The sequence below is a fragment of the Dokdonia genika genome, assembly GCF_042652845.1.
GTDB classification, from domain to species: domain Bacteria; phylum Bacteroidota; class Bacteroidia; order Flavobacteriales; family Flavobacteriaceae; genus Dokdonia; species Dokdonia donghaensis.
Genome location: NZ_JBHSHB010000024.1, coordinates 288,704 through 310,817 on the forward strand (window position 1 = coordinate 288,704; position 22,114 = coordinate 310,817).

The window sequence follows — 22,114 nt, forward strand, 5'->3', positions numbered from 1 at the left end:
TGCTATTTCTTAGATTTATTTATTTCAGAAAGGACTTCCTCCTTTTTGCCCAAGAGCTTAAAACGTTTATGAGTCCAGAGGTAATACTCTGGATTTTTACGTATTTGAGCTTCTAGAGCGGCGGCATAATTTGTCATAATCTCGCCATCTTCTGTTTGAGAACCATCTGGTGTAATGAGTTGGAAAGATCCTTTGTAGTAGCCACGTTTTATCTTTTCTGTACCGTAATAGAGTACAGGCAGCTTAAACTCTTTTGCAATACGTTCTACTCCAGTAAAGAAAGGTAACTCGTGACCTAAAAATTGTGTCCAATAGCGAGCGCGGTGAAATCTAGGCGATTGGTCTGCTACAAAGCCGTAACAGCCTGTTTTATTCTCACTCTCATTTTTTCTTATAAAGCGCATAGTATCCTTAGAATCTATAAGGTAGGTGTTCCATCTACTACGTATCTTGCGTATGAGATTATCAAACTGTTTGTGTTTTATCTTCTTATAAACTCCGTAACCCGGATTTTCCATAGATAGTTGTAGTGCAAATATCCACTCATAACTTGCGTAGTGTCCCATCATAAGGAGTGAGCTTTGTCCTTCCTTATCATATTTTGTGATGAGTTCCTTGTTAGAAAATTGGTAACGTTCAAGGAGGTCCTCCTTTTTTATATTCATAGATTTTATCATCTCTAGAAACATATCACAGAGATGGCTATAAAATTTACGTTCTATGGTATGGAGTTCTTCTTTAGATTTTTCTGGGAAGGTAGTCTTTAGGTTATATCTAACTACTTTCTTACGATAGCCTATAACTTTATAAATAACAAAATAACAGAAATCTGAAAGCAGGTAAAGCCCTTTAAAAGGGAGTATGGAGATGAGCCATAATAGCGGGTAAAACAACCAGAAAACAATAGCTTTCATTCAGATATAGTTAAGATATTAATCTCACAAATATAGCTATCTTTACAAGTAAAACTTAGTATTTATGGCGGATTTACATCCAGTTACAATTGCAATTATCTTAGCAAATGTCTTATTCTCTATGAGTGGTTTTAAAAACTACTCAATGTTTGAAAAATATAAATTTAACGTAGGAGCTATACGTAGAGGAGAGCAAGTACGTATGGTATCTTCTGCCTTTTTACACGCAAACACGCAGCACTTACTATTTAATATGCTCACGCTATATTTCTTTGCAAATGCTGTTATCTACACTATAGGCGTACCTAGATTTTTACTGGTGTATGTTTCTAGTTTACTATTAGGAAATTTACTTTCTTATTTTCTACATAAAGATGAGTATCACTACTCTGCAGTAGGAGCTAGTGGTGCAGTAATGGGTGTAGTGTATGCTGGGATACTTCTCAATCCAAGGTTAGAAATTTACTTTATGCCAGGTTGGGTATTTGGAGTAGGGTATATGATTTACTCTATTTATGGTATGGTGAAGCGTAACGATAATATAGGGCACGATGCCCATTTTGGAGGAGCTATTGCGGGGTATATAATTGCCATTGTGTCTGCTCCAATTCTTTTAGAAGAGCGTCCTTTAATAGTTATTGCCCTAGCTTTACCTATTATTGCTTTCTTTATTCTTTTTAAATTAGGAAAGATTTAAGGAAACCTCTTCTATTCTTTTTTATATTGAGGGAAACAAAAAAAACAGTAATTATGAAATATATAACCGCATTAATTCTATTAATCACAATGTCTATATCTGCTCAAAACAACACAATGCAACCCCTAGTAAATGTTACCGGAGAAGGTATTGTTAAGGTAGTGCCAGACGGTGTAAACATACGTGTGCGCGTAGAAAATCAAGGCAAGGAAGCAAAGCAAGTAAAAGCAGAAAATGATCAAGCTATAGATAATGTTATAAAGTTCTTACGTAGTCAAGGTATAGATAGTAAGTATGTACAGACAGAGTACATAAATCTTAATAAAAACTATGACTATAACAGCAAGACCTACAACTATAATGCAAACCAAACCCTTACCATAAAACTCAAGGATTTAAAGATGTATGAAGGTGTAATGGCAGGACTTCTCAATTCTGGTATAAATCGTATAGATAATGTACAGTTTACTTCTTCACAGATGGATGCTCTTAAGGCAGACGCGCGTGTGAAAGCCATTAAAGATGCCAAAGATAAGGCCACAGCATATGCTGGTGCATTAGGTCAAACTATAGGTAAAGCAGTACAAATAAGTGAGCAGGGTAGTGCTTCACCACAACCACCTATGTATAAGGCCAGAATGATGTCTATGGAGATGGATAACGCTGCAGGAGGAGAGACCATCGCTCCAGGAGAGCTTACGATTACTACAAAAATCTCTGTAAGTTTTGAATTAAAATAAGCTTAACTAAGATTAACGACTTGTTAACCATTCTTAAAGCTTTCTCAAAGTATCTTTAAGATATGAAAAGGAAAGAAGAAGAAAACAACAAGTCTGAGCGAGAAAAAGAGATAGATGCACGTATCATACGAGATGACCCACAACCTATATCTATAGGTAACGGTGTTCATAGAGAACGGTCAAAGCTCGCAAAGAAAGAATCAAAAGATAAAGCGCAGCAAAGAGCGAAAAAAAACTAGTTACTATTTGTGTGTAAAGAAAAAGGTCAAGGATATTTATCCTTGACCTTTTTACTTTTATGATGTCGCTTACCGCTTACTATCTATTCCTGTTTCTGCGTAGGTTGGGATGTTTAGGTTCTTTAGGAGTATCTGTATGGGTCTTTGCAGAGTCTTCTACAAGTCTATTAATCTCCTCCATCTCTGTATCACTAATGTAACGCCATTTACCTACCGGTACATCGAGTTCAATATTCATAATCCTATTTCGCTTTAAGCGAGTAACCTCATAATCTAGCGCCTCACACATTCTACGTATTTGCCTGTTGAGGCCCTGTGTGAGTATGATTTTAAAAGAAAACCTACTCAGTTGCTCTACGTGGCATTTACGTGTCACGGTATCTAGTATAGGTACACCATTACTCATTTGCTGTATAAACGAGGGTGTGATAGGCTTATCTACCCACACTTCATATTCCTTCTCGTGGTTATTACGAGCTCGTAATATCTTGTTTACAATATCACCATCATTAGTAAGGAAGATTAGACCTTCAGAAGGTTTATCAAGTCTACCTATTGGGAAGATACGAGAAGGATAGTTTATAAAATCTATGATATTATCCTTTTCAACCCGAGTATCTGTCGTACAGACGATACCTACAGGCTTATTAAGAGCGATATACACAGGCTTTTCTGTAGAGCTTGTTATAAGTTCACCATTTACACGCACTTCATCACCTTCTGTAATTTTTGTACCCATTTCTGGCACCTTACCGTTTATGGTAACGCGACCTTGGTCTATAAGCTTATCTGCAGCACGGCGTGAGCAATAGCCAGCCTCGCTGAGGTATTTATTGATGCGGGTTTGTTTTTTCTCTTCCATTAGGAGCAAAAGTACTATTTATAGAACAAAAAAATGCCAGTCGCGAGACTGGCATTACAAGTTCATAAAAGTGAACTAAAAAGTTATATGTGCTTAGTCAATTACTTTGACGTTTACTGCATTTAATCCTTTTTTACCTTCTTTTAATTCAAACTCAACAGCATCACCTTCTCTTACCTCATCGATAAGTCCTGTTACGTGTACGAAGTGCTCTTGGTTTGCTTCTTCTTCATTGATAAATCCAAAACCTTTAGTTTCATTGAAGAATTTTACTGTTCCTTTGTGCATTATAATAATTTAAATATGTTAAGCTGCAAACTTACTGCTATTTAATCCAGAAAATCACAATTGTGTGTTATTGTTTTAAAATACTTTTTTACGCTTTCGCGAAAGCGTAATCACCTCTCATCCCATTGTTTATAGTGCGTAACAATTTTAAAGCTTAGTCTTATGGGTATGTGTTGTGGTGTTTTTGCAAATAATAAGTAGGGATATTTTGTTTGTTAACCCGTAACTTGCGCCTAAAACCGAAATAAATGGCACTTACAAACAACGATATATTTAAGAAACTACGAGTAGCACTTCAACTACGTGATGACGAAATTATAGAAATTTGTAAGCTCGTAGATTTCCAAGTTTCTAAGAGTGAGCTAGGCGCAATTTTTCGTAAGCCAGATCATCCTAAATTTATGGAGTGTGGTGACCAGTTTTTACGTAATTTTTTAAATGGTCTAGTAATACACAAGCGAGGACCTATGCCTCCTAAAAAGAAGTAGGGCTATTGTGCCACTTTTTTAGTCGAGATAACTACTTTCTTACCATCTTCTAGCGTGGTAAAAAATAGGTATACGTCTCCACCATCTTTTATCTTTAACTTTTTACGTATCGCATCTACTTGCATAGGGAAGTTGCGAGTGGTGATATTTGCCTTTGTGATCCCTAATTCCTTTGCAATTCTTTTTGAGTAAGGAACAATCTGCTCTATCACAAAACGACGGCCTGCAAATGAGATGAGCTCTTCTGAGGTATATAAGTGTGAGTGCTCGTGTAGTTTTGAAACATTAAAATACGTACTCACCCAGTTAAAGGCGCCACTCTTCATAAGCGCACTGTTAGGCTCATAAAGATACTTTTGAGGTGTGTCTATTATGGCTTTCGCATTAAGAGCATCACTATGAGAGAAACTCACTACAGGATCTGATGATTGTAAGTTTACAACAGTAAACTTTATATTTTTACAACGCTGTGAAGTAAGTTTCCATAACAACTCTTTCACCTCATTTTTTACAGCTACAATGTGTATTTCGGTCACGCTGCGCAATTCTTCTATACCTGCTGCTATGTCTAGTATGGGAGATGTTTTTATCCAGAGGGTGTTACACTTTGACAATAACAGGTTTTTGTAAAGCGGTACATTAGGTAGACAATCTTTAAGCATAAAAACTTTGCCCTTACTATCTGTACGTCTCCCTGGGTCTAAGAAAATGGTATCAAAACGAGTATCGCAGGTTTCAAAATAATGCATTGAATCATCTACTATAAACTCAATGTTGTCTTGCTTGAGAACTTCTGCATTAGACTGTGCAAGTCTTGATAAACTGGCGTCCATCTCTATGTGCGTTACCTGCTTGTTAGTCTGTGCAAAGTGATAAGCATCTATACCAAAGCCACCTGTACCATCTGCTAGGGTAGTACCTTGCATAATACTGGCTTTGTAACTTGCCGTTGCCTCAGAAGAGGTTTGCTCCATATTGAGTTTAGGCGGGAATAAGATACCAGCGCCGTTATGCCAGCGTGGTAATTTTCCTTTGGCTTTACGTTTACCTTCAAGTTGTTGAGCAAGCTCCTGCACTGTAATATCTTTAAAAGGGCTTCCTTTTAAAATAAAAGAGTGCAGTGGTGTATGCTCGTGCTCTTGTAAATAAGCACGCACTTCGGGCTGTAAAAGCGCGGTGTTCATTATAAGTCTTGTGTAAGTTTTTGTACAATCTTATACTCGCTCAAAAATTCTTTTGAGATCACTTTAAGTGCGGTATAAACAGGAACGGCAAGTATCATCCCAAATACCCCAAATAACAATCCAGCAATAATGATAGCTAAGAATATCTCCAGCGGATGTGACTTCACACTGTTACCAAAAACAAAAGGTTGTATCACAAAATTATCAACCATTTGTGCTGCGCCATAGCATAAGGAGATCCAGAGTAACTTAGGTAAAATAATGGTTCTAAAATCCATCTCAATATTACTCGAGGTAACCAGTAATAGCATAACAGCGCCACCTACAAGAGGGCCTAAATATGGAACCAGGTTAAGTACTGCACAAAAGAGCGCTATGGCAAGCGCGTTTTCTATACCAAATGATAGGAGTATTATAGCGTATAAGACAAACATTGTAAATACTTGTATTATGAGCCCTATAAAGTAGCGAGAGAGAAGGTATTTTATTTTTTCAAACACGCGTAAGAATTTGCCCTCGTTGCCTTTTTTCGCGAAAGCGAGTAAACTATTTACAAGCAATCTATTATCCTTTAAAAAGAAGAAAGTAATAAATATAATAGCAAATGTACCAATGCCTGCGGCACCTAGATTACCTATAATTCCGTTTAAAAATGCAGGGATGATACTAAAATCAAAATTCTTTACGAGCTCTGCCTCTTGAACTCCTTGTATTATAGTCATCTTATCGAGGCCAAAATAAGTTGCAATCTCGCCAAAGAGCCTATTTATATTAATTTTTACCTCTTCAAAATCTATCTGACCCAGATGCTGGCTTTGGTCTATAACCACCGGTATAAAAAGCATAAAAACACCTAGTATTACCAGTAATAATATAAATATTGTGACTATCGCTGCCCAGGTAGGGCTAAACTTAAGCGTGTACCTTAAAAACTTTACAACAGGCCTACCCACTAGTGATAGTACAGCTGCAACGGCTAGATAAACAAGCACACTTTGTATGGTATAAAGAAGCCAGAGTAAGATTAAGATACCCACAACGACACCTACGGCGCGTAAGATTCCATAACTTATTTCTTTTGCTTTTAGTGGCTTCATATTAAGGTCAAAGATACTGGTTTTATTATCGTGTGAGCTCGTAAAGTGCGATGCCTGCGGCTTGTGCTACATTCATACTACTATTAATGCCGTGCATAGGTATATGTGCGATTACGGCACATTGTTCTAAAGCTTCTGGAGTGACGCCAGTACTTTCGGCTCCTATGACAAGTGAAATTTTTGACATATTAGCAATATGAACTTCGGCAATGGGAATACTTGTAGAATCTATCTCTAGTGCGATAGTGCTAAACCCTTGCTCTCTTAGATTAATAAGTGTAGTCGCTATATTCTCGCTTTCGCGAAAGCGGACCGTACGTTCTGTATTGCGAGCCGTCTTACGTAGTCTACTACTTGTAACATCTGGAGCGTTGCCGCAAAAAATGATCTCTTGTACTCCAAAAGCATCTGCCAGCCTAAAAATGCTACCCGCATTTGCCGGACCAGAAACGTGATCGCATACAATGATAATCTCTTTGTTATGAGAAGCTGGGGTGTGATGTGTATGAGTTAATTGCAAGGGGTTAGTGTTTTAATTTTCAAAAGCATACTTAACAATGTTTGCACCCATTTGGAGTGCTTTTTGTCTCACACTCTCTGGGTCGCCGTGTACTTCTGGATCTTCCCAGCCATCTCCTATGTCTGACTCTGTTGTAAATAATACGACGAGTCTGTCTTCATAAAAGAGCCCTAGTGCTTGTGGTCTCTTTCCATCGTGCTCGTGTATTTTGGGTAGTCCCTGCGGAAATTTATAAGCACTAGAAAAAATGGGGTGGCTAGCAGCGAGCTCCGTAAGCTCTTGGTCTGGAAAAATCTTTTTGAGTTCCTTAGGTAAATACTCCGCCATTCCATAATTATCATCTATGTGTAAAAAGCCTCCGCTAGTGAGGTAATACCTAAGGTTTTCTACATCATCGTCTGTAAAAAGTACATTACCGTGACCGGTCATATGCAGCAGTGGGTATTGAAACACGTCGATACTACCAGCATCTACAGATTCTGGTTTATCATTCATCTTTGTGTTTATATTCTTATTACAAAAACGTATAAGATTAGGCAGGGCTGTGGGATTACTGTACCAGTCTCCACCTCCTTTATATTTTAGTACTGCAAGATCTTGAGCAGTTATAAACCCGCTGGTTAACAATAGTATAATGACTGCTAGTAAGGTGCGATGCATAAATGAATTTATAAAAATTAAAAATACTGATAACTTAAATTATGAGTGTACTAAATTATATTAAAGTTAAACAGAAATCATAAAGTTCTAAAATCCAGCTCCCAGTGAGATGATAACTACTGCCTAGGCTTGCTGTTAGTACAATGAGTTCTTAAATTTACTCTAGTAAGTTGTAACAATTTACAACGATTGCGACTTACGTACTAACACTAATTTTAATTTTTAATATGAAAAAGAAAATGTATGCTTTGGCAGCTTTTATGTTGAGTGGCGTAGTCCTTACAGCACAAGAAGTTAGCTTTGAAGAGTATGATCTTGATAACGGTATGCACGTTATTTTACATCAAGATAACAGCGCACCTGTAGTAACAACATCTGTTATGTATCACGTAGGAGCAAAAGATGAAGATCCAAGTAAAACAGGATTTGCTCACTTTTTTGAACACCTTCTTTTTGAAGGGACAGAAAACATTGAGCGTGGTGAGTGGTTTAAAATAGTTACTTCTAACGGAGGTAAAAACAATGCAAATACAACACAAGATCGTACTTATTATTATGAAGTCTTTCCTTCTAATAACCTAGAGCTTGGTCTGTGGATGGAGTCTGAGCGTTTACTTCACCCTATTATTAATCAAATAGGTGTTGATACTCAAAAAGAAGTAGTTCAAGAAGAAAAGCGTCTTAGAGTAGATAACCAGCCTTACGGCCGTTTTCAAGAAGTAATAGGTAAGATGCTTTTTAAGAAGCACCCATACCGTTGGACTACCATAGGATCTCTTGATCATCTCGCTAGTGCAACACTAGAAGACTTTCAAAAATTTAGTGATACATATTATGTGCCTAATAATGCCGTGCTCGTTGTGGCTGGAGATATTGATGTTGCAGAGACAAAAAAGATGATTGACACGTATTTTGCACCTATACCTAGAGGTAAAGACATTGTACGTAATACATTTAAAGAAGATCCAGTCGTACCTGTAAGAGAGACATTTTATGATCCTAATATACAGATACCAGCAATTTTTCTAGCATATAGAACACCTGCTCAAACAGAGAAGGATGCTTATGTGCTCGATATGGTATCATCTGTTTTGAGTGATGGTAAGAGTTCTAGACTTTACAAAAAGTTAGTAGACACTAAGAAAAAGGCGCTACAAGTATTTGCTTTTAGTGGTGCTCAAGAAGATTATGGATCATATTTAATAGGTGCTTTACCATTAGGTGATAACTCTCTAGATGATTTAATTACAGAAATGGATGAGGAGATTGTAAAGCTTCAAACAACTTTAATTTCAGAAAGAGATTACCAGAAGCTTCAGAATAAATTTGAAAATCGCTTTGTAAACTCTAATAGCAGTGTAGAGGGTATTGCAAACTCACTGGCGCGCAATTATATGTTATATGATGATACTAATCTTATTAATACTGAGATTGATATTTATAGGTCAATAACTAGAGAAGATATTAAGGCAGCTGCTATTAAATATCTTAAAGCAAATGAGCGTGTCATATTAGAGTACTTACCAGAATCTCAAAAAGAAAAATAATGAAGAAGAATATAATAATAGGTGCAATGTTATTGCTAGCAACAGCTAGTTATGCACAAGTGGACAGAAGTAAACAACCTGAGCCGGGTCCAGCTCCTGAGATTAATCTTAAAGACCCAGCATCTTTTGAGCTTAAAAATGGTCTTAAAGTACTAGTTGTAGAAAATAAAAAGCTACCTAGAGTATCTATACAACTTACTATAGATAACCCTCTTATTGTAGAGGGAGAAAAGGCTGGAGTTGCTGCCCTTACATCATCTATGTTAGGTAAAGGGTCTAAGAGTATTGCAAAAGATGTGTTTGAAGAAGAGGTAGATTATCTTGGAGCAAACATAAGCTTTGGCTCTCAGAGCGCATTTGCAAGCGGTCTATCTAAGTATTTTGAACGTCTAGTTGAACTTACTGCAGATGCTGGTATAAATCCAAATTTTACACAAGTAGAGTTTGATAAAGAAAAGGAACGTCTCATAGAAGGATTAAAATCTAATGAGAAGAGTGTGACAGCTATCGCTGGACGTGTGCAAAGTGTACTAGCTTATGGTGCAGACCACCCTTATGGAGAGTTCACTACAGAAGAGACTGTAAATAATGTAACACTTGCAGATGTTGAGAAGTTTCATTCAGATTACTTTAGACCTAATAATGGATACTTAATCATTATAGGTGATGTAAATTTTGACACTGTAAAGAAGGTAGTAAAAGACAACTTCAAGAAGTGGAAAAAAGGAACTATACCAGAAACACCATTTTCTGAAAAGCAAAATGTTTCTACTACAGAAATCAACTTTGTTAATATGGACAATGCCGTTCAGTCAGAAATTGCAGTTCAAAATACTGTTGAGCTTAAAATGACAGACCAAGATTATTTTCCAGCTCTTATTGCAAATAACATCTTAGGAGGTGGAGGAGAAGCACGTCTTTTTAATAACCTACGTGAAGATAAAGGATATACTTATGGATCATACTCAAGAATAGGTTCTAATGAAAAGACAGTAACTCGTTTTAGCGCTACAGCAAGCGTGCGTAATGCAGTTACAGATAGCTCTGTGGTAGAGATCGTAAAAGAGATTAACCGTATAGGGTCTGAGCCAGTATCGCCAGAAGAGTTAGCAAATGCAAAAGCAAAGTACACTGGAAGTTTTGTACTCGCCCTAGAGCGACCACAAACTATTGCAAACTATGCATATAACATTGAGAGTAAAGGGCTCCCTAAAGATTTTTACAAGAACTACTTGTCTAATATAGATAAGGTATCTCAACAAGATGTACAAAATGCAGCTAGTAAACTATTTAAAGGTGATAACGCGAGAATCGTTGTAACTGGAAAGGGTAGTGAGGTAATAGATAATCTAAGTAAGGTGGTTATAGACGGTAAGACTATCCCTGTAAAGTACTTTGACGTATATGGTGAAGGAATAGAAAAACCAGAATTCAAAAAGGAACTACCTGCAGATCTTACGGTAAATAAGGTGCTAGAATCTTACATTGCTGCTATAGGTGGTAAAGATAAGCTTGCTGCGGTAAACTCGGTTTATATTAAAGCACAAGGAGCTATGCAAGGTATGACGCTTGATTTAGAACTTAAAAAAACTACAAAAGAGCAGTTTGTACAAAACATTATGATGGGAGGAAACTCAGTTTCAAAACAAGTACTTGATGGAGATAAGGGATATGTAGTTGTACAAGGGCAACGCAAAGATCTAGAAGGAGAAGATGTAGAGAAGGTAAAAGCTGAGTCATCTCCATTTCCAGAAGTAAACTGGTTAAACGGTGGAGCGAGCCTAGAAGGTATAGAAAAAGTAAATGGAGAAGATGCTTATGTGGTTAAAGTAGCAGATGGTAAAATGAACTACTACAGTACAAAAACGGGGCTTAAACTTCAGGAGGTAACTATACAAGAAATGCAAGGTCAGACTGTAAAAACGTCTATCACTTTGAGCAAATATCAAGATGTGGGAGGAATCAAATTTCCATTTGTGTTAAGTCAGTCATTTGGCCCACAATCTATAGATTTTAATGTGACAGAAATTAAGGTAAATGAAGGCATCACAAATGCAGATTTTGAGTAATTTCATTCTATAACCTACTATTAAAGGTCAGCTTTTGCTGGCCTTTTTTATGTCTCAATATTACACTGCTAGCTGCATTTTTAAAATGCAATACACTACAATGTAATAAAACCAAGCTGCTATGAAGGGGGAGTTTTACGCTTTCGCGAAAGCGTACTCATATCTAGTAAAAATTATAGTTAGATATAATGAAATAAAAATGCCCGAAAACGATTGCAAATAATATATTTTAAACCAAAGACAGTCTTTTTTTATGAGATCGCCAAAACTAGTATTGTAGAGCCTGCAATACTTGAGGTTTACGTATTTTTAGTAAAAATATTAACAGATGTCAAGAGAACCGAAAATAGAGAGATTTAACGCAAATGTAAAGTCAAAATACGAAGTCTATAATGGGATATTTATGACGCTTCCCTTTGATGGTATCTCAAACACGGGGGTCCTTTTACCGCTGTTTCATTCTATATGTAAGGAAGGGTATAAAGACAATAAAAACCCGACAGAAATTATTGAGTACTTCTTTGAGCGTTATATGCGTGATGCTACAGAAAAAGAACGCGAAGACATATTGTTTAAATTTATACAGTATATCGAGCGACAAGTAGTGCTATTTGACGCGATTGAAGACGCTTCATATCGTATCGTAAATAATATGGATGGTCGAGGCACCCTGCGTAATATAAAAGAAGAAGCAGAGGCAACGGGTAAAAAGGAAGAGCTCATCTCTTACTTAAACAGGTTTACTATACGTCCCGTACTTACAGCACACCCTACTCAATTTTATCCAGGCGTAGTACTAGGTATCATAAATGATCTAAGTGCTGCAATAAGAGATAATCGACTTGAAGATATAAAGACGCTGCTAGCACAGTTAGGTAAAACTCCATTCTTTAAAAAAGAAAAACCTACACCATATGATGAAGCTGTGAGTCTTATCTGGTATCTTGAGAATGTGTTTTATCACAGTGCAGGGGCTATATATGACTACCTGCATAGGCACTTAATACAAGATGAAAGCTTTAGTAATACGCTTGTAGATCTTGGTTTTTGGCCAGGTGGTGACCGTGATGGTAATCCATTTGTTACCACAGCTATAACACTTAAGGTTGCCAGAAAGTTGCGTAGTTCTGTACTGAGAAATTATTATAGAGAGATAAAGCAATTACGTAGGAGAATCACCTTTAGAGGTACTGAGGCACCACTTTCAGAACTAGAAGATCAAGTATATACAGCTATTTTTTCTGAAGAGAAACCAGCCATTTCACAAGCCTCTATTCTCAAAACACTTAAAGATATCCGTGATATTGTAAGAGATAAGCACCAGAGTTTATATTTAGATAAAATAGATAGTCTTATTCATAAGGTAGAACTTTTTGGACTTCACTTTGCATCGTTAGATATACGACAGGATAGTAGTATTCATAAAATAGTTTTTGAGCAAATTGTTGAAAATGCAACTATAAATGGATCAAAGATTTTTCCGGAGGGTTATCTCGCTTTAAGCGAAAACGAGCAAATAGACTTCTTAAACAACGTGCACGGAGCGCTAGATCCAGAAAGTTTTGAAGAGGAAGTAGTGACTAAGACTCTTGGCTCTATCTATGCGATGAAAACCATTCAAGATGAAAATGGTGAGCGTGGCTCAAACAGATACATAATAAGTAACTCACAAAGCGCACTGCACGTGATGCAAGCCTTTACATTTTTAAGACTATGTGACTGGGAATCTCCTACGGCAGATGTAGCACCACTATTTGAAACTGTACCAGATCTTATCGCTGCACCCGCTGTGATGGAAGCACTGTATACAAATCCTACATATAGTAAACACTTAAAGAGTCGCGGTATGCGACAGACTATAATGCTAGGCTTTTCTGACGGAACAAAAGACGGTGGTTATTTAATGGCAAACTGGAGTATCTTTAAGGCTAAGGAGGCAATGACAGCTATGTCTAGAAAGTATGGGGTAACCGTAATTTTCTTTGACGGTAGAGGAGGACCACCAGCACGTGGAGGTGGTAAAACACACCAATTTTATGCATCATTAGGACCTAATATAGAAGCACAAGAAATTCAAATCACGGTACAAGGACAAACTATAAGTTCTAATTTTGGAACGGTAGATTCTTGCCAGTACAATCTAGAGCAACTGCTTAGTAGCGGTGTTAATAACGAGGTCTTCAAGGGAGCACATAATGATATATCACCATCAGATAGAGAAACGCTAGAAGCCCTCGCACAAAAGAGCTATGAGGCTTATACCGCTTTTAAAGGACACGATAAGTTCTTGCCATATCTGGAGCGTATGTCTACACTTAAGTATTATGCAAAAACTAATATAGGTAGCCGCCCTAGCAAGCGATCTCAAAAAAGCACTTTAGATTTTGGAGATCTTAGAGCGATTCCATTTGTAGGTAGTTGGAGCCAGCTTAAACAAAATGTACCTGGTTTTTATGGAGTAGGAACAGCACTTGCCTCTTTTGAAGATGCTGGTAAGCTAGAGGATGTCAAGCAGCTATATAAAAATAGTTCATTCTTCCGAACGTTACTTGAGAATAGTATGATGAGTCTTACAAAATCATTTTTTGGACTTACAGCATATATGCAAGAAGATCAAGAATTTGGCGAGTTCTGGAAGTTACTCTTTGAAGAGTATAAGCGTAGCAAGCGATTAATGCTAGAAGTGGCGGGACTTACGGAGTTAATGGAAAATGAGAAGGCAGGTAAAGCGTCCATTCAAGAAAGAGAGAATATTGTACTACCACTATTGACTATACAGCAGTATGCGCTTAGAGCCATACAAGATATGCAACGTTCTGGAGAGCAAACAGATAAGGCAAAGGTATACGAGCGTATGGTTACAAGATCACTCTTTGGAAACATAAATGCGAGTAGAAATTCGGCATAAACTAGTAATGATAAGGGAGTAAGTATTGCTCCCTTGTTATACTTAGACTACCTTTGCGACAGCAGGCCGCCTTATTGATCCATCAATGGATAGGAAAGTCCGGACACCACAGGATAGCATAGCGGCTAACGGCCGTCATCCCAAACTCGTTTTGGGAGAGGACAAGTGCAACAGAAAGAATGTACAGGTAATGCTGTAGCGAACCCAGGTAAACTCTATGCGGTGCAATGTCAAGTATACTCACAGTTAAGTGCGATCCGCGCGTTGTGGGAGGGTAGACAGATAGAGATTATTAGTAATGATAATCCCAGATAAATAATAAGGAATTTCTAGAAGCATCTAGATTGAACAGAATCCGGCTTATAGGCCTGCTTATTTTATGATTACAAATAAATCTAAATAACAATAAATCCCGCAACTAGCGGGATTTATTAATTTTAGTGTATGTTGTTACGCTTTCGCGAAAGCGTTCTTATTCTTCTTCATCACTTTCTGGGAGTTCAAAAAAGCTAAAGGCATTACCACCATAATGACGGGTCTGCACGTAGTTTATAAAACCATCAAGTTTTGAATACTTACCGTGCTCGATGATGAGTACACCATCTTGCTCTAAGAGGTTATTCTTAAATACCAGTGTTGCAATCTTTTCAAAGTCCTTAATGTCTATATCGTATGGGGGGTCTGCAAATATGATGTCGTAACTTCCTGTAGCCCGTTCTAAATATTTAAAGACATCGCTTTTTATAGCGTGTATGGAAAAATCAAATTCTTGTGACGTTTTGTTTATAAACTGTACACAGCCATAATGACCATCTACTGCAGTGATTTGATCTGTACCCCTAGAGGCAAACTCATAGCTTATATTTCCAGTACCCGCAAAGAGGTCTAACACGCTAAGCTGGCTTATGTGATAGTTGCTTCTTATAATATTAAAAAGGGCTTCCTTTGCCATATCTGTAGTAGGGCGAACGGGTAGCTTTTTTGGTGCCGCGATTCTTCGGCCTTTGTATTTTCCAGATATGATACGTGTCATAATAAACTGCCAAGTATAGCTTGGTCTTGTGGTATTAGTTTATGTACTGCTTCTAGAACGCTAAGGTGTCGTACATAAGTGTGTGCTAGCTCATAATAAGGATCATCCTTTGTAATAGTACCTGTAAGCACTACTTCTATAGTTTCTGGACTCAATTCTAATTGCTCCATTGTAAAGAGCATATAATAGATGAAGTCTTCCTTAGTTCTAATTTCAAAACGGTTTACAAAGAGCAGTTTCTTATTTGCTACAACACCCATTTCGAAGTATGAGTCTTGAAAATTTATCAAGATTTTTGGTTCTGTGCTATTTACAAACTTGTTTAATAGAAATTTTGTAAAAACCGTTGTACTATGGTAATAATCAAAAGAGCCAAAGGTTTCAAAAAGAAAATTATTTACACTGGTGTATGGCACATATACGTTTACAAGGTCATAAAAGTCTATCACATCGTGCGAGATGTGATCTGTACTAAGAATTTTTGTATTGAACTTTAAATAATCTGCACCTTTTTCGACATCAAAGAGTGCCTTTGGAACCATTGTAAATAGCTCGTTAGAATAGACTACAATTACCTTTGCAAAATTTTGGGAGAGTATCTCATTTTTTTTAAAAGCCTTTTCTACCTCATTACTTAATGAAGTAGGATTTACATTATTTGTAAATTTTATAGTCTGTGTGGCTATTACTTCTTTGCTATGGCTGTTTTGGGTAAAAAAAGAAAGTCCATCCAAGTGTATTTGGATGGACAGACTATATAATGAGTTTGTGTTGTCTTGACTAGTCATTAGCCCCATAACTCTTAGGCCAGTTACCGTTTGTGTTGATGGTTTCCATAGATCCCACAGTAAGTGCGTCCCCATTTACCCCATCTACTGAGACTACTTGCTTTTCTTTTGCAACATAATCTTTAGGTTGATCTGCAAGTAAGACATCTTTATCAATAGAGATAAGAAACACAGGGTACATTGTGTTACTCTTTTCTATTTGACCAGCATCCATAGTATACTTTGCATCTATTCCCTCTATTGGGACATTGATCATAGTCTTATAACGCTCAGACCCTTTGAATAGTGAATCTTTAACTGGGCGAGTACCTAGTGTGTCAACTACTACTATTTCTTTAAATGTATCTACACGGAAACGTTTTGTTTTTTCTTCGTCTAGTATAGTTGTATCTCTACGTTGAGTAATTGTAAACTCTGCAGTATCAATAAAACGTACTAACTTATCAAAATCTTTCTGGTAAGTACCTGTAACTGTTTTATGAGCTAGTTGCGCCTGTCTTAGATCACGCATATTTTTTATGGCAGCACTGTAACGCGCTTCCTTAACTTCATTAAATTTTACCTCTCCCCAAATTGCGTTAAAAAGAAGGTAACCTAATGCGGCAATTACTACCCAAAGTACAAGCTGTAATACTAGTTTCATGTAATGATGTTTAAATTAGTTATGGTGAGCAACAAATCTACAATTTTTTTTTACACACAAAAATTTATTATCTCATTTTTCGTTTGCTTAATTTCGTTGCATTCTAAGCCTTCTATGATTAAAGACGCCCGAGCATTTTATAAGCTATTAGTAAAAGATTTTGAACATCAACCTACCATAAAACAAGATAGGCTACTAGAGCAGTTATCTCACTTTTTGTTTAGTAGTTCTAAGGATAAAGTATTCGTTCTTAAAGGGTTTGCAGGTACAGGTAAGACTACAGTGATAGGAACGGTTGTAAAAAATCTTTGGCACGTAAAGATGTCATCAGTTCTTATGGCACCTACGGGTCGAGCTGCAAAGGTTGCCAGTAATTATAGTAAAAAACAGGCGTATACTATACATCGCAAAATTTATTTCCCAAAAAAAGAACGTGGAGGAGGCGTTTCTTTTACGCTCCAGCCTAATAAACATAGAAACTGTCTCTTTATAGTAGATGAGGCATCTATGATATCTGATAAAGCAACTAACTCCAAGTTTTTTGACAATGGATCTCTGCTAGATGATATGATGCAATACGTGTATAGTGGTTACAAATGTAAACTCATATTAGTAGGAGACGAGGCGCAGTTACCCCCTGTAAAGCTTGAGATGTCCCCAGCTTTAGATATTGATATGTTGTCATTGCAGTTTAATAAAACCGTAGAGACTATACAGCTAGACGAAGTAATGCGTCAAGGAGAAGATAGTGGCATACTTATGAATGCAACCGCTCTAAGAGAACAGCTTTCTGAAGGGTTTTATGAAGATTTTAAATTTGAATTAGACAGGTATAACGATATTGTTAGACTAGTAGACGGTCACGAGATTATGGATGCCATAAATGATTGCTACAGCTCTGTAGGTACAGAAGAAACTGCAATCATTGTACGATCTAACAAGAGAGCAAACCTATATAACCAGCAAATAAGAAATCGAATTCTATTTCAAGAAGAAGAAATCTCTGCAGGAGATCACTTGATGGTGGTAAAAAATAATTACTTCTGGCTAGATGCAAAAAGCGATGCTGGATTTATTGCAAACGGTGATATTGTAAAAGTATTAGAAATACTAGCCATCAAGGAACTCTACGGCTTTCGCTTTGCAGAGGTAAAAGTGCAAATGGTAGATTACCCACAAATGCAACCATTTGAGACTGTAGTAATGCTGGATGTACTCACACTTGAGACACCAGCACTACCTTATGAAGATGGAGATCGTCTCTATAAAGAAGTCCAAAAAGACTATGTAGACGAGAAGTCTAATTACAAGCGATTCCAAAAAATCAAAAACAACAAATACTTTAATGCCTTACAGGTTAAATTCTCTTATGCTATTACCTGTCATAAATCACAAGGTGGGCAGTGGGAAAATGTATTTATAGAGCAACCCTACCTTCCAGACGGGATGAATAAAGATTATTTAAGATGGTTGTATACAGCGATAACTAGATCAAAAAGTAAGTTGTACTTAATAGGTTTTAAAGACGAAATGTTTGTAGAAGCAGAGTAGCGTTGTTATATAAAATTGCTTTAGGAGCTATTTCCCGCTTTACGCTACAATTCCTCATCGCGGCTACGCCAGCTCTTGCGGGATTTTCACTACAATCGGGGCTATGGATTAGATAGTTATATATTTATGGCTAGTTTTTTGATTATAACGTCTGTATATAAATAAGTAAACAATTATGAGTTTTGAATTAATAGTAAGTATCATATTAGGATTTTCACTTGCCGCCGCTGCTGGTTTTAGAGTATTTGTTCCTTTGTTAGTTTTAAGTTTATCTGCCCACTTTGGTTGGTTTCCAGTAAACGATACTTGGCAGTGGGTAGGTAGCGTTCCGGCGCTAGTTTTACTTGGTGTTGCTACATTATTTGAAGTAGGAGCCTATTTTATTCCTTGGATTGACAACCTGCTGGATACGATATCTGTACCACTAGCTGCAATCGCGGGTACATTACTTATGGTAGCGACTATGGGAGATATGGATCCTACTATTACTTGGGCACTGGCCATCATCGCTGGTGGCGGAGCAGCAGCAGCTGTTTCTGGTACTACGAGCGCCACTAGATTAGGGAGTACAGCAACTACAGGCGGTATTGCAAACCCACTCGTTGCAGGTACAGAAACCATTGCAGCGACTACAGTTTCAGTAGCGAGTATCTTTTCGCCTATACTTGCACTAGTGATTGTATTGTTACTTATAGGTCTTGGCTGGAAGATTATTTCAAGGCTAAGAAGGGCATAAGTTTTACATTTCTTTTTAAGTAACTTTGCAACTTGTTTTATGATGTTTTATGCTTTCGCGAAAGCGTAATTATAACCAGAAAAGACATCAAAACGTCAATATATTGAAAGAAAATCTGAAGATTATAGCAATGATACCCGCACGTTATGCGGCGTCTAGGTTTCCAGGTAAGATGATGAAAGATCTTGCAGGTAAGCCTGTTATTGTGCGCACCTATGAGAGTGTTGTAGCCACAAAGTTGTTTGACGAAGTTTATGTAGTTACAGATAGTGATGTTATTTATAACACCATAGAAGCCGAAGGTGGTAAGGCTATTATGAGTGTTAAAGAGCACGAGTGCGGTAGCGATAGAATTGCAGAGGCAGTGGCTTCTCTAGATGTAGATGTGGTTGTAAACGTACAAGGAGATGAACCTTTTACGAGTAGGGAGGACTTAGCACCCGTGCTAGACGTGTTTTATGGAGATGATGCTGCACAAATAGATCTTGCTAGTGTGATGATGCCTATGAAGGAGGAGCAAGAGATTGTAAACCCTAATAATGTAAAGGTTATTGTGGATAATTTTGACTTTGCATTATACTTCTCTAGGTCACCACTTCCATATGTGCGCGATAATGAAGCTGGTATAATTACTTATAAGCATAAAGGTATTTATGCCTTTAGAAAGCAGGCGATACTTGACTTTGCATCTATGCATATGACACCCCTTGAAAAGGCCGAAAAAATAGAGTGCATACGATTCTTAGAGTATGGTAAGAAAATTAAAATGGTACGTTCATCAAGACTTGCAATAGGTATTGATACTCCAGAAGATCTAGAAAAAGCAATTAAAATTTATTTGAATAATTAGCGCATATGGGACTTGCAAAGTTTATATATAAAAATATTTTAGGCTGGAAGGTAAAAGGTGACTTTTCTCAAGACACAGTAAAGAAGGCAGTAGTAATCGCTGTGCCCCATACCAGCTGGCACGATTTTTATATGGGTATTTTACTTCGTACAATGCTTGATGTTAAGATAGGCTTCATCGGTAAGAAAGAGCTTTTTAAATGGCCTATGGGACCTATTTTTAAAGCAATGGGAGGTGCGCCTATAGATCGTACACCAGGTCAAGATAAAGTACAATCTATCGCAAATGTCTTTAAGGATAAAGAGGAGTTTAGACTCACAATAGCCCCGGAGGGAACACGTAAAAAAGTTGATAAGCTCAAAACGGGGTTTTATTATATTGCTCTTGCAGCAGAGGTGCCTATTATAATGGTTGCTTTTGATTTTGGTAGAAAGGAGCAACGTATATCTAAGCCTTTATATCCGTCTGGTAATATAGATGAAGACCTTGCACTTATACACGAGTTCTTTAAGGGAGCTGTAGGTAAGGTGCCTGAGTATAGTTTTACTCCAGATGAGTAGAAATTTTATAAGTACTTATATAAAATGCCTCATTACTATTTAAAGTATTGAGGCATTTTTTATTTGTAAAAGTGATTAGGATTTATGCTTCTTTGTAAGTGCCTGCAGTTTTCTTTCTCCAGGCGTCTAGCATCCAGCTAGTTTTTTCTAATTCACGTATGTAAGCTCCTATAAGGTCTATTGTACCTTCGTCACCAGCGTCGTCTGCTTTCTTCACAACAGCGCTTAGTTGTTTGAGAATTTTTCCGTGATCTCCAAGTATAGTGTCTACCATATCTCTGTCAGACAGATCAGATTTTGATTCTTTAATGCTTGATGCTTCAAGATAATCTGAGAGATTACTTACTGGTGCAAAACGCAATGTTAGAATACGTTCTGCAATCTCATCGATTTTAATTTTTGCATCATCATAAAGTTGTTCAAACTGCTCGTGTAAGTCAAAAAAGTTCTCACCTGAAACATTCCAGTGAAAATTGCGAAGTTTTTGGTAGTATACGTGATAGTCAGATAAAAGTATGTTGAGCTCTGTAACTGTCTCTTTGGTTTTTTTTGTGTCTAAGTTTAAATAATTCATAGTTCTTTGGTTTTTATATAAAATTACAAAGGCTTAAAGGTCTGAGGATTATTTGCGGGTTAGTTTGGGATAAGTTTAACCCGATATGCTAAGATTGTTATAAAAAACAATGTTCTGACGGCATAGAAAATACTTTATATTTGCCAAAAATTAGACGAATGTTAGAGAGTATACAGTCTCAAGTAAAGGATAAGAAAATTTTAGTAACAGGAGGTGCTGGTTTTATAGGTTCTAATATATGTGAAGTTCTTATAAAGAATGGTGCAATTGTAACCTGTTTAGATAACCTTGCTACAGGGCATAAACATAATTTAGATGCTATCATAGATCATTCAAATTTCACTTTTATAGAAGGTGATATAAGAGATATTGAAACTTGTAAAAAAGCAGTGTCTCAGAGTGACTATGTATTGCATCAGGCTGCATTAGGATCTGTACCAAGATCAATAAAAGATCCTGCAACGAGTAATGAAGTCAATGTAGGTGGATTTTTGAATATGCTCATCGCATCTAAAGATAAAGGTGTAAAACGTTTTGTGTATGCGGCAAGTTCTTCGACTTACGGAGACTCTCAAGGATTACCAAAGCAAGAAGATATCATAGGGAAACCATTGTCTCCTTATGCAATAACAAAATATGTAAATGAGTTGTATGCAGATGTGTTTCATAAAACATATGGGATAGATTGTATAGGGCTTAGATATTTTAATGTTTTCGGTAGAAAACAAGACCCAAATGGCGCTTATGCGGCTGTTATCCCTAAGTTTACAAAACTATTAATGGATCACGATTCTCCTGTTATGAACGGAGATGGAAGCTATTCTAGAGATTTCACGTATATTGATAATGTTATCGAAATGAATATACGCGCAATGCTTACTGACAACAAAGACGCACTTAATACTGTTTATAATGTTGCATTCGGAGAGCGCACAGACCTCAATGAACTTGTAAATATTTTAAAAGAGGAATTAAGTCAATTTGATGAGAAAATTGCACAAGTAGAGGTGAAGTATGGACCGAAAAGAGCTGGCGATGTACCTCACAGTTTAGCAAGTATCGATAGAGCTAGAGAACGAGTAGGTTATAATCCAGAATTTAGTATTAAAGATGGTCTCAAAGAGGCAATGGCTTGGTACTGGAAGAATTTAAAATAATTTTTTTTG

The 22,114-nt window shown here is 37.0% G+C and carries 23 protein-coding genes and 1 other RNA gene; 13 read left to right on the forward strand and 11 right to left on the reverse strand.

Translation table 11 applies throughout. The annotated features are described in order from the left end of the window. Positions 1-2: 2 nt before the first annotated feature. Positions 3-914: a lysophospholipid acyltransferase family protein gene (locus tag ACFO5T_RS13490; protein WP_380035352.1), complete on the reverse strand. Its 912-nt coding sequence runs from the start codon at positions 912-914 to the stop codon at positions 3-5. A 64-nt stretch (positions 915-978) separates the two neighbouring features. Between ACFO5T_RS13490 and ACFO5T_RS13495 the strand changes: the two genes are divergently transcribed. From ACFO5T_RS13495 to ACFO5T_RS13505, 3 genes are all read left to right on the forward strand, one after another. Beyond that, complete coding sequence (locus tag ACFO5T_RS13495; RefSeq protein WP_380035355.1) at positions 979-1,611, forward strand: rhomboid family intramembrane serine protease; 633 nt, start codon at positions 979-981, stop codon at positions 1,609-1,611. Between the two features lie 53 nt (positions 1,612-1,664). Next, positions 1,665-2,351 (forward strand): SIMPL domain-containing protein, encoded by a 687-nt coding sequence (locus ACFO5T_RS13500; protein ID WP_380035358.1) that lies wholly within the window; start codon positions 1,665-1,667, stop codon positions 2,349-2,351. Positions 2,352-2,413: 62 nt separating this feature from the next. Continuing rightward, positions 2,414-2,590, forward strand: coding sequence for a hypothetical protein (locus tag ACFO5T_RS13505; RefSeq protein ID WP_380035361.1), 177 nt, complete (start codon positions 2,414-2,416; stop codon positions 2,588-2,590). Positions 2,591-2,669: 79 nt separating this feature from the next. Here ACFO5T_RS13505 and rluF read toward each other — a convergent pair whose 3' ends face one another. Together rluF and ACFO5T_RS13515 are read right to left on the reverse strand one after the other, a co-directional pair. Continuing rightward, complete coding sequence (gene rluF, locus ACFO5T_RS13510) at positions 2,670-3,452, reverse strand: 23S rRNA pseudouridine(2604) synthase RluF (RefSeq protein WP_380035364.1); 783 nt, start codon at positions 3,450-3,452, stop codon at positions 2,670-2,672. Between the two features lie 93 nt (positions 3,453-3,545). Next, positions 3,546-3,740 (reverse strand): cold-shock protein, encoded by a 195-nt coding sequence (locus ACFO5T_RS13515; RefSeq protein WP_021779202.1) that lies wholly within the window; start codon positions 3,738-3,740, stop codon positions 3,546-3,548. Between the two features lie 248 nt (positions 3,741-3,988). On the opposite strand from ACFO5T_RS13515, the gene ACFO5T_RS13520 reads away from it, so the two are divergent. Then, positions 3,989-4,228: a DUF1456 family protein gene (locus ACFO5T_RS13520; RefSeq protein WP_021779201.1), complete on the forward strand. Its 240-nt coding sequence runs from the start codon at positions 3,989-3,991 to the stop codon at positions 4,226-4,228. A 2-nt stretch (positions 4,229-4,230) separates the two neighbouring features. Here ACFO5T_RS13520 and ACFO5T_RS13525 read toward each other — a convergent pair whose 3' ends face one another. The 4 genes from ACFO5T_RS13525 to ACFO5T_RS13540 are packed head-to-tail and all read right to left on the reverse strand — an operon-like array spanning position 4,231 to position 7,689. Next, positions 4,231-5,412, reverse strand: coding sequence for a THUMP-like domain-containing protein (locus tag ACFO5T_RS13525; RefSeq protein ID WP_380035369.1), 1,182 nt, complete (start codon positions 5,410-5,412; stop codon positions 4,231-4,233). Then, on the reverse strand, positions 5,412-6,509 hold the full coding sequence (locus tag ACFO5T_RS13530) for an AI-2E family transporter (protein ID WP_380035372.1): 1,098 nt from the start codon (positions 6,507-6,509) through the stop codon (positions 5,412-5,414). Before ACFO5T_RS13530 ends, ACFO5T_RS13525 begins: the two co-directional genes overlap by 1 nt. A 25-nt stretch (positions 6,510-6,534) precedes the next feature. Beyond that, complete coding sequence (locus ACFO5T_RS13535; protein WP_380035375.1) at positions 6,535-7,029, reverse strand: TrmH family RNA methyltransferase; 495 nt, start codon at positions 7,027-7,029, stop codon at positions 6,535-6,537. Positions 7,030-7,041: 12 nt separating this feature from the next. Beyond that, complete coding sequence (locus tag ACFO5T_RS13540) at positions 7,042-7,689, reverse strand: DUF4159 domain-containing protein (protein ID WP_380035378.1); 648 nt, start codon at positions 7,687-7,689, stop codon at positions 7,042-7,044. 227 nt (positions 7,690-7,916) lie between these two features. Between ACFO5T_RS13540 and ACFO5T_RS13545 the strand changes: the two genes are divergently transcribed. From ACFO5T_RS13545 to rnpB, 4 genes are all read left to right on the forward strand, one after another. Continuing rightward, positions 7,917-9,236: a M16 family metallopeptidase gene (locus ACFO5T_RS13545; RefSeq protein ID WP_380035381.1), complete on the forward strand. Its 1,320-nt coding sequence runs from the start codon at positions 7,917-7,919 to the stop codon at positions 9,234-9,236. Next, positions 9,236-11,305 carry a M16 family metallopeptidase gene (locus ACFO5T_RS13550; protein WP_380035384.1) on the forward strand — a complete coding sequence of 690 codons (2,070 nt, stop codon included), beginning with the start codon at positions 9,236-9,238 and terminating at the stop codon, positions 11,303-11,305. Before ACFO5T_RS13545 ends, ACFO5T_RS13550 begins: the two co-directional genes overlap by 1 nt. A 328-nt stretch (positions 11,306-11,633) precedes the next feature. Beyond that, positions 11,634-14,213 (forward strand): phosphoenolpyruvate carboxylase, encoded by a 2,580-nt coding sequence (locus ACFO5T_RS13555; RefSeq protein WP_021779194.1) that lies wholly within the window; start codon positions 11,634-11,636, stop codon positions 14,211-14,213. A 58-nt stretch (positions 14,214-14,271) separates the two neighbouring features. Continuing rightward, positions 14,272-14,592, forward strand: an RNA gene (gene rnpB, locus ACFO5T_RS13560) — RNase P RNA component class A. 93 nt (positions 14,593-14,685) lie between these two features. Here rnpB and ACFO5T_RS13565 read toward each other — a convergent pair. From ACFO5T_RS13565 to ACFO5T_RS13575, 3 genes are read right to left on the reverse strand one after another with little or no spacing between them, the layout of a single operon-like run. Continuing rightward, the gene (locus tag ACFO5T_RS13565; protein ID WP_375252447.1) at positions 14,686-15,246 is read right to left on the reverse strand and encodes an RsmD family RNA methyltransferase; all 561 of its coding nucleotides are present in this window, start codon (positions 15,244-15,246) and stop codon (positions 14,686-14,688) included. After that, complete coding sequence (locus ACFO5T_RS13570) at positions 15,243-16,034, reverse strand: DUF3822 family protein (protein ID WP_375252448.1); 792 nt, start codon at positions 16,032-16,034, stop codon at positions 15,243-15,245. Before ACFO5T_RS13570 ends, ACFO5T_RS13565 begins: the two co-directional genes overlap by 4 nt. Continuing rightward, a complete protein-coding gene (locus ACFO5T_RS13575; protein WP_375252449.1) occupies positions 16,027-16,677 on the reverse strand; it encodes a hypothetical protein in 651 nt (216 codons plus the stop codon). The genes ACFO5T_RS13570 and ACFO5T_RS13575 overlap by 8 nt, the downstream gene beginning before the upstream one ends. Positions 16,678-16,791: 114 nt before the next feature. Here ACFO5T_RS13575 and ACFO5T_RS13580 point away from each other — a divergent pair, with 114 nt between their 5' ends. From ACFO5T_RS13580 to ACFO5T_RS13595, 4 genes are all read left to right on the forward strand, one after another. Then, positions 16,792-18,228, forward strand: coding sequence for an ATP-dependent DNA helicase (locus ACFO5T_RS13580; protein ID WP_380035389.1), 1,437 nt, complete (start codon positions 16,792-16,794; stop codon positions 18,226-18,228). 175 nt (positions 18,229-18,403) lie between these two features. After that, positions 18,404-18,964 carry a DUF4126 domain-containing protein gene (locus ACFO5T_RS13585; protein ID WP_380035392.1) on the forward strand — a complete coding sequence of 187 codons (561 nt, stop codon included), beginning with the start codon at positions 18,404-18,406 and terminating at the stop codon, positions 18,962-18,964. 130 nt (positions 18,965-19,094) lie between these two features. Then, positions 19,095-19,814 (forward strand): 3-deoxy-manno-octulosonate cytidylyltransferase, encoded by a 720-nt coding sequence (gene kdsB, locus ACFO5T_RS13590; RefSeq protein ID WP_380035573.1) that lies wholly within the window; start codon positions 19,095-19,097, stop codon positions 19,812-19,814. 5 nt (positions 19,815-19,819) lie between these two features. Then, positions 19,820-20,374, forward strand: a complete 555-nt coding sequence (locus ACFO5T_RS13595; protein WP_380035395.1) for a 1-acyl-sn-glycerol-3-phosphate acyltransferase — start codon at positions 19,820-19,822, stop codon at positions 20,372-20,374. A gap of 82 nt (positions 20,375-20,456) precedes the next feature. Here the strand turns inward: ACFO5T_RS13595 and ACFO5T_RS13600 are convergent, their stop codons facing one another. Next, positions 20,457-20,948 carry a Dps family protein gene (locus ACFO5T_RS13600; protein ID WP_021779185.1) on the reverse strand — a complete coding sequence of 164 codons (492 nt, stop codon included), beginning with the start codon at positions 20,946-20,948 and terminating at the stop codon, positions 20,457-20,459. Positions 20,949-21,106: 158 nt separating this feature from the next. Between ACFO5T_RS13600 and ACFO5T_RS13605 the strand changes: the two genes are divergently transcribed. Then, positions 21,107-22,105, forward strand: coding sequence for an SDR family oxidoreductase (locus ACFO5T_RS13605; protein WP_380035400.1), 999 nt, complete (start codon positions 21,107-21,109; stop codon positions 22,103-22,105). Positions 22,106-22,114 lie beyond the last annotated feature (9 nt).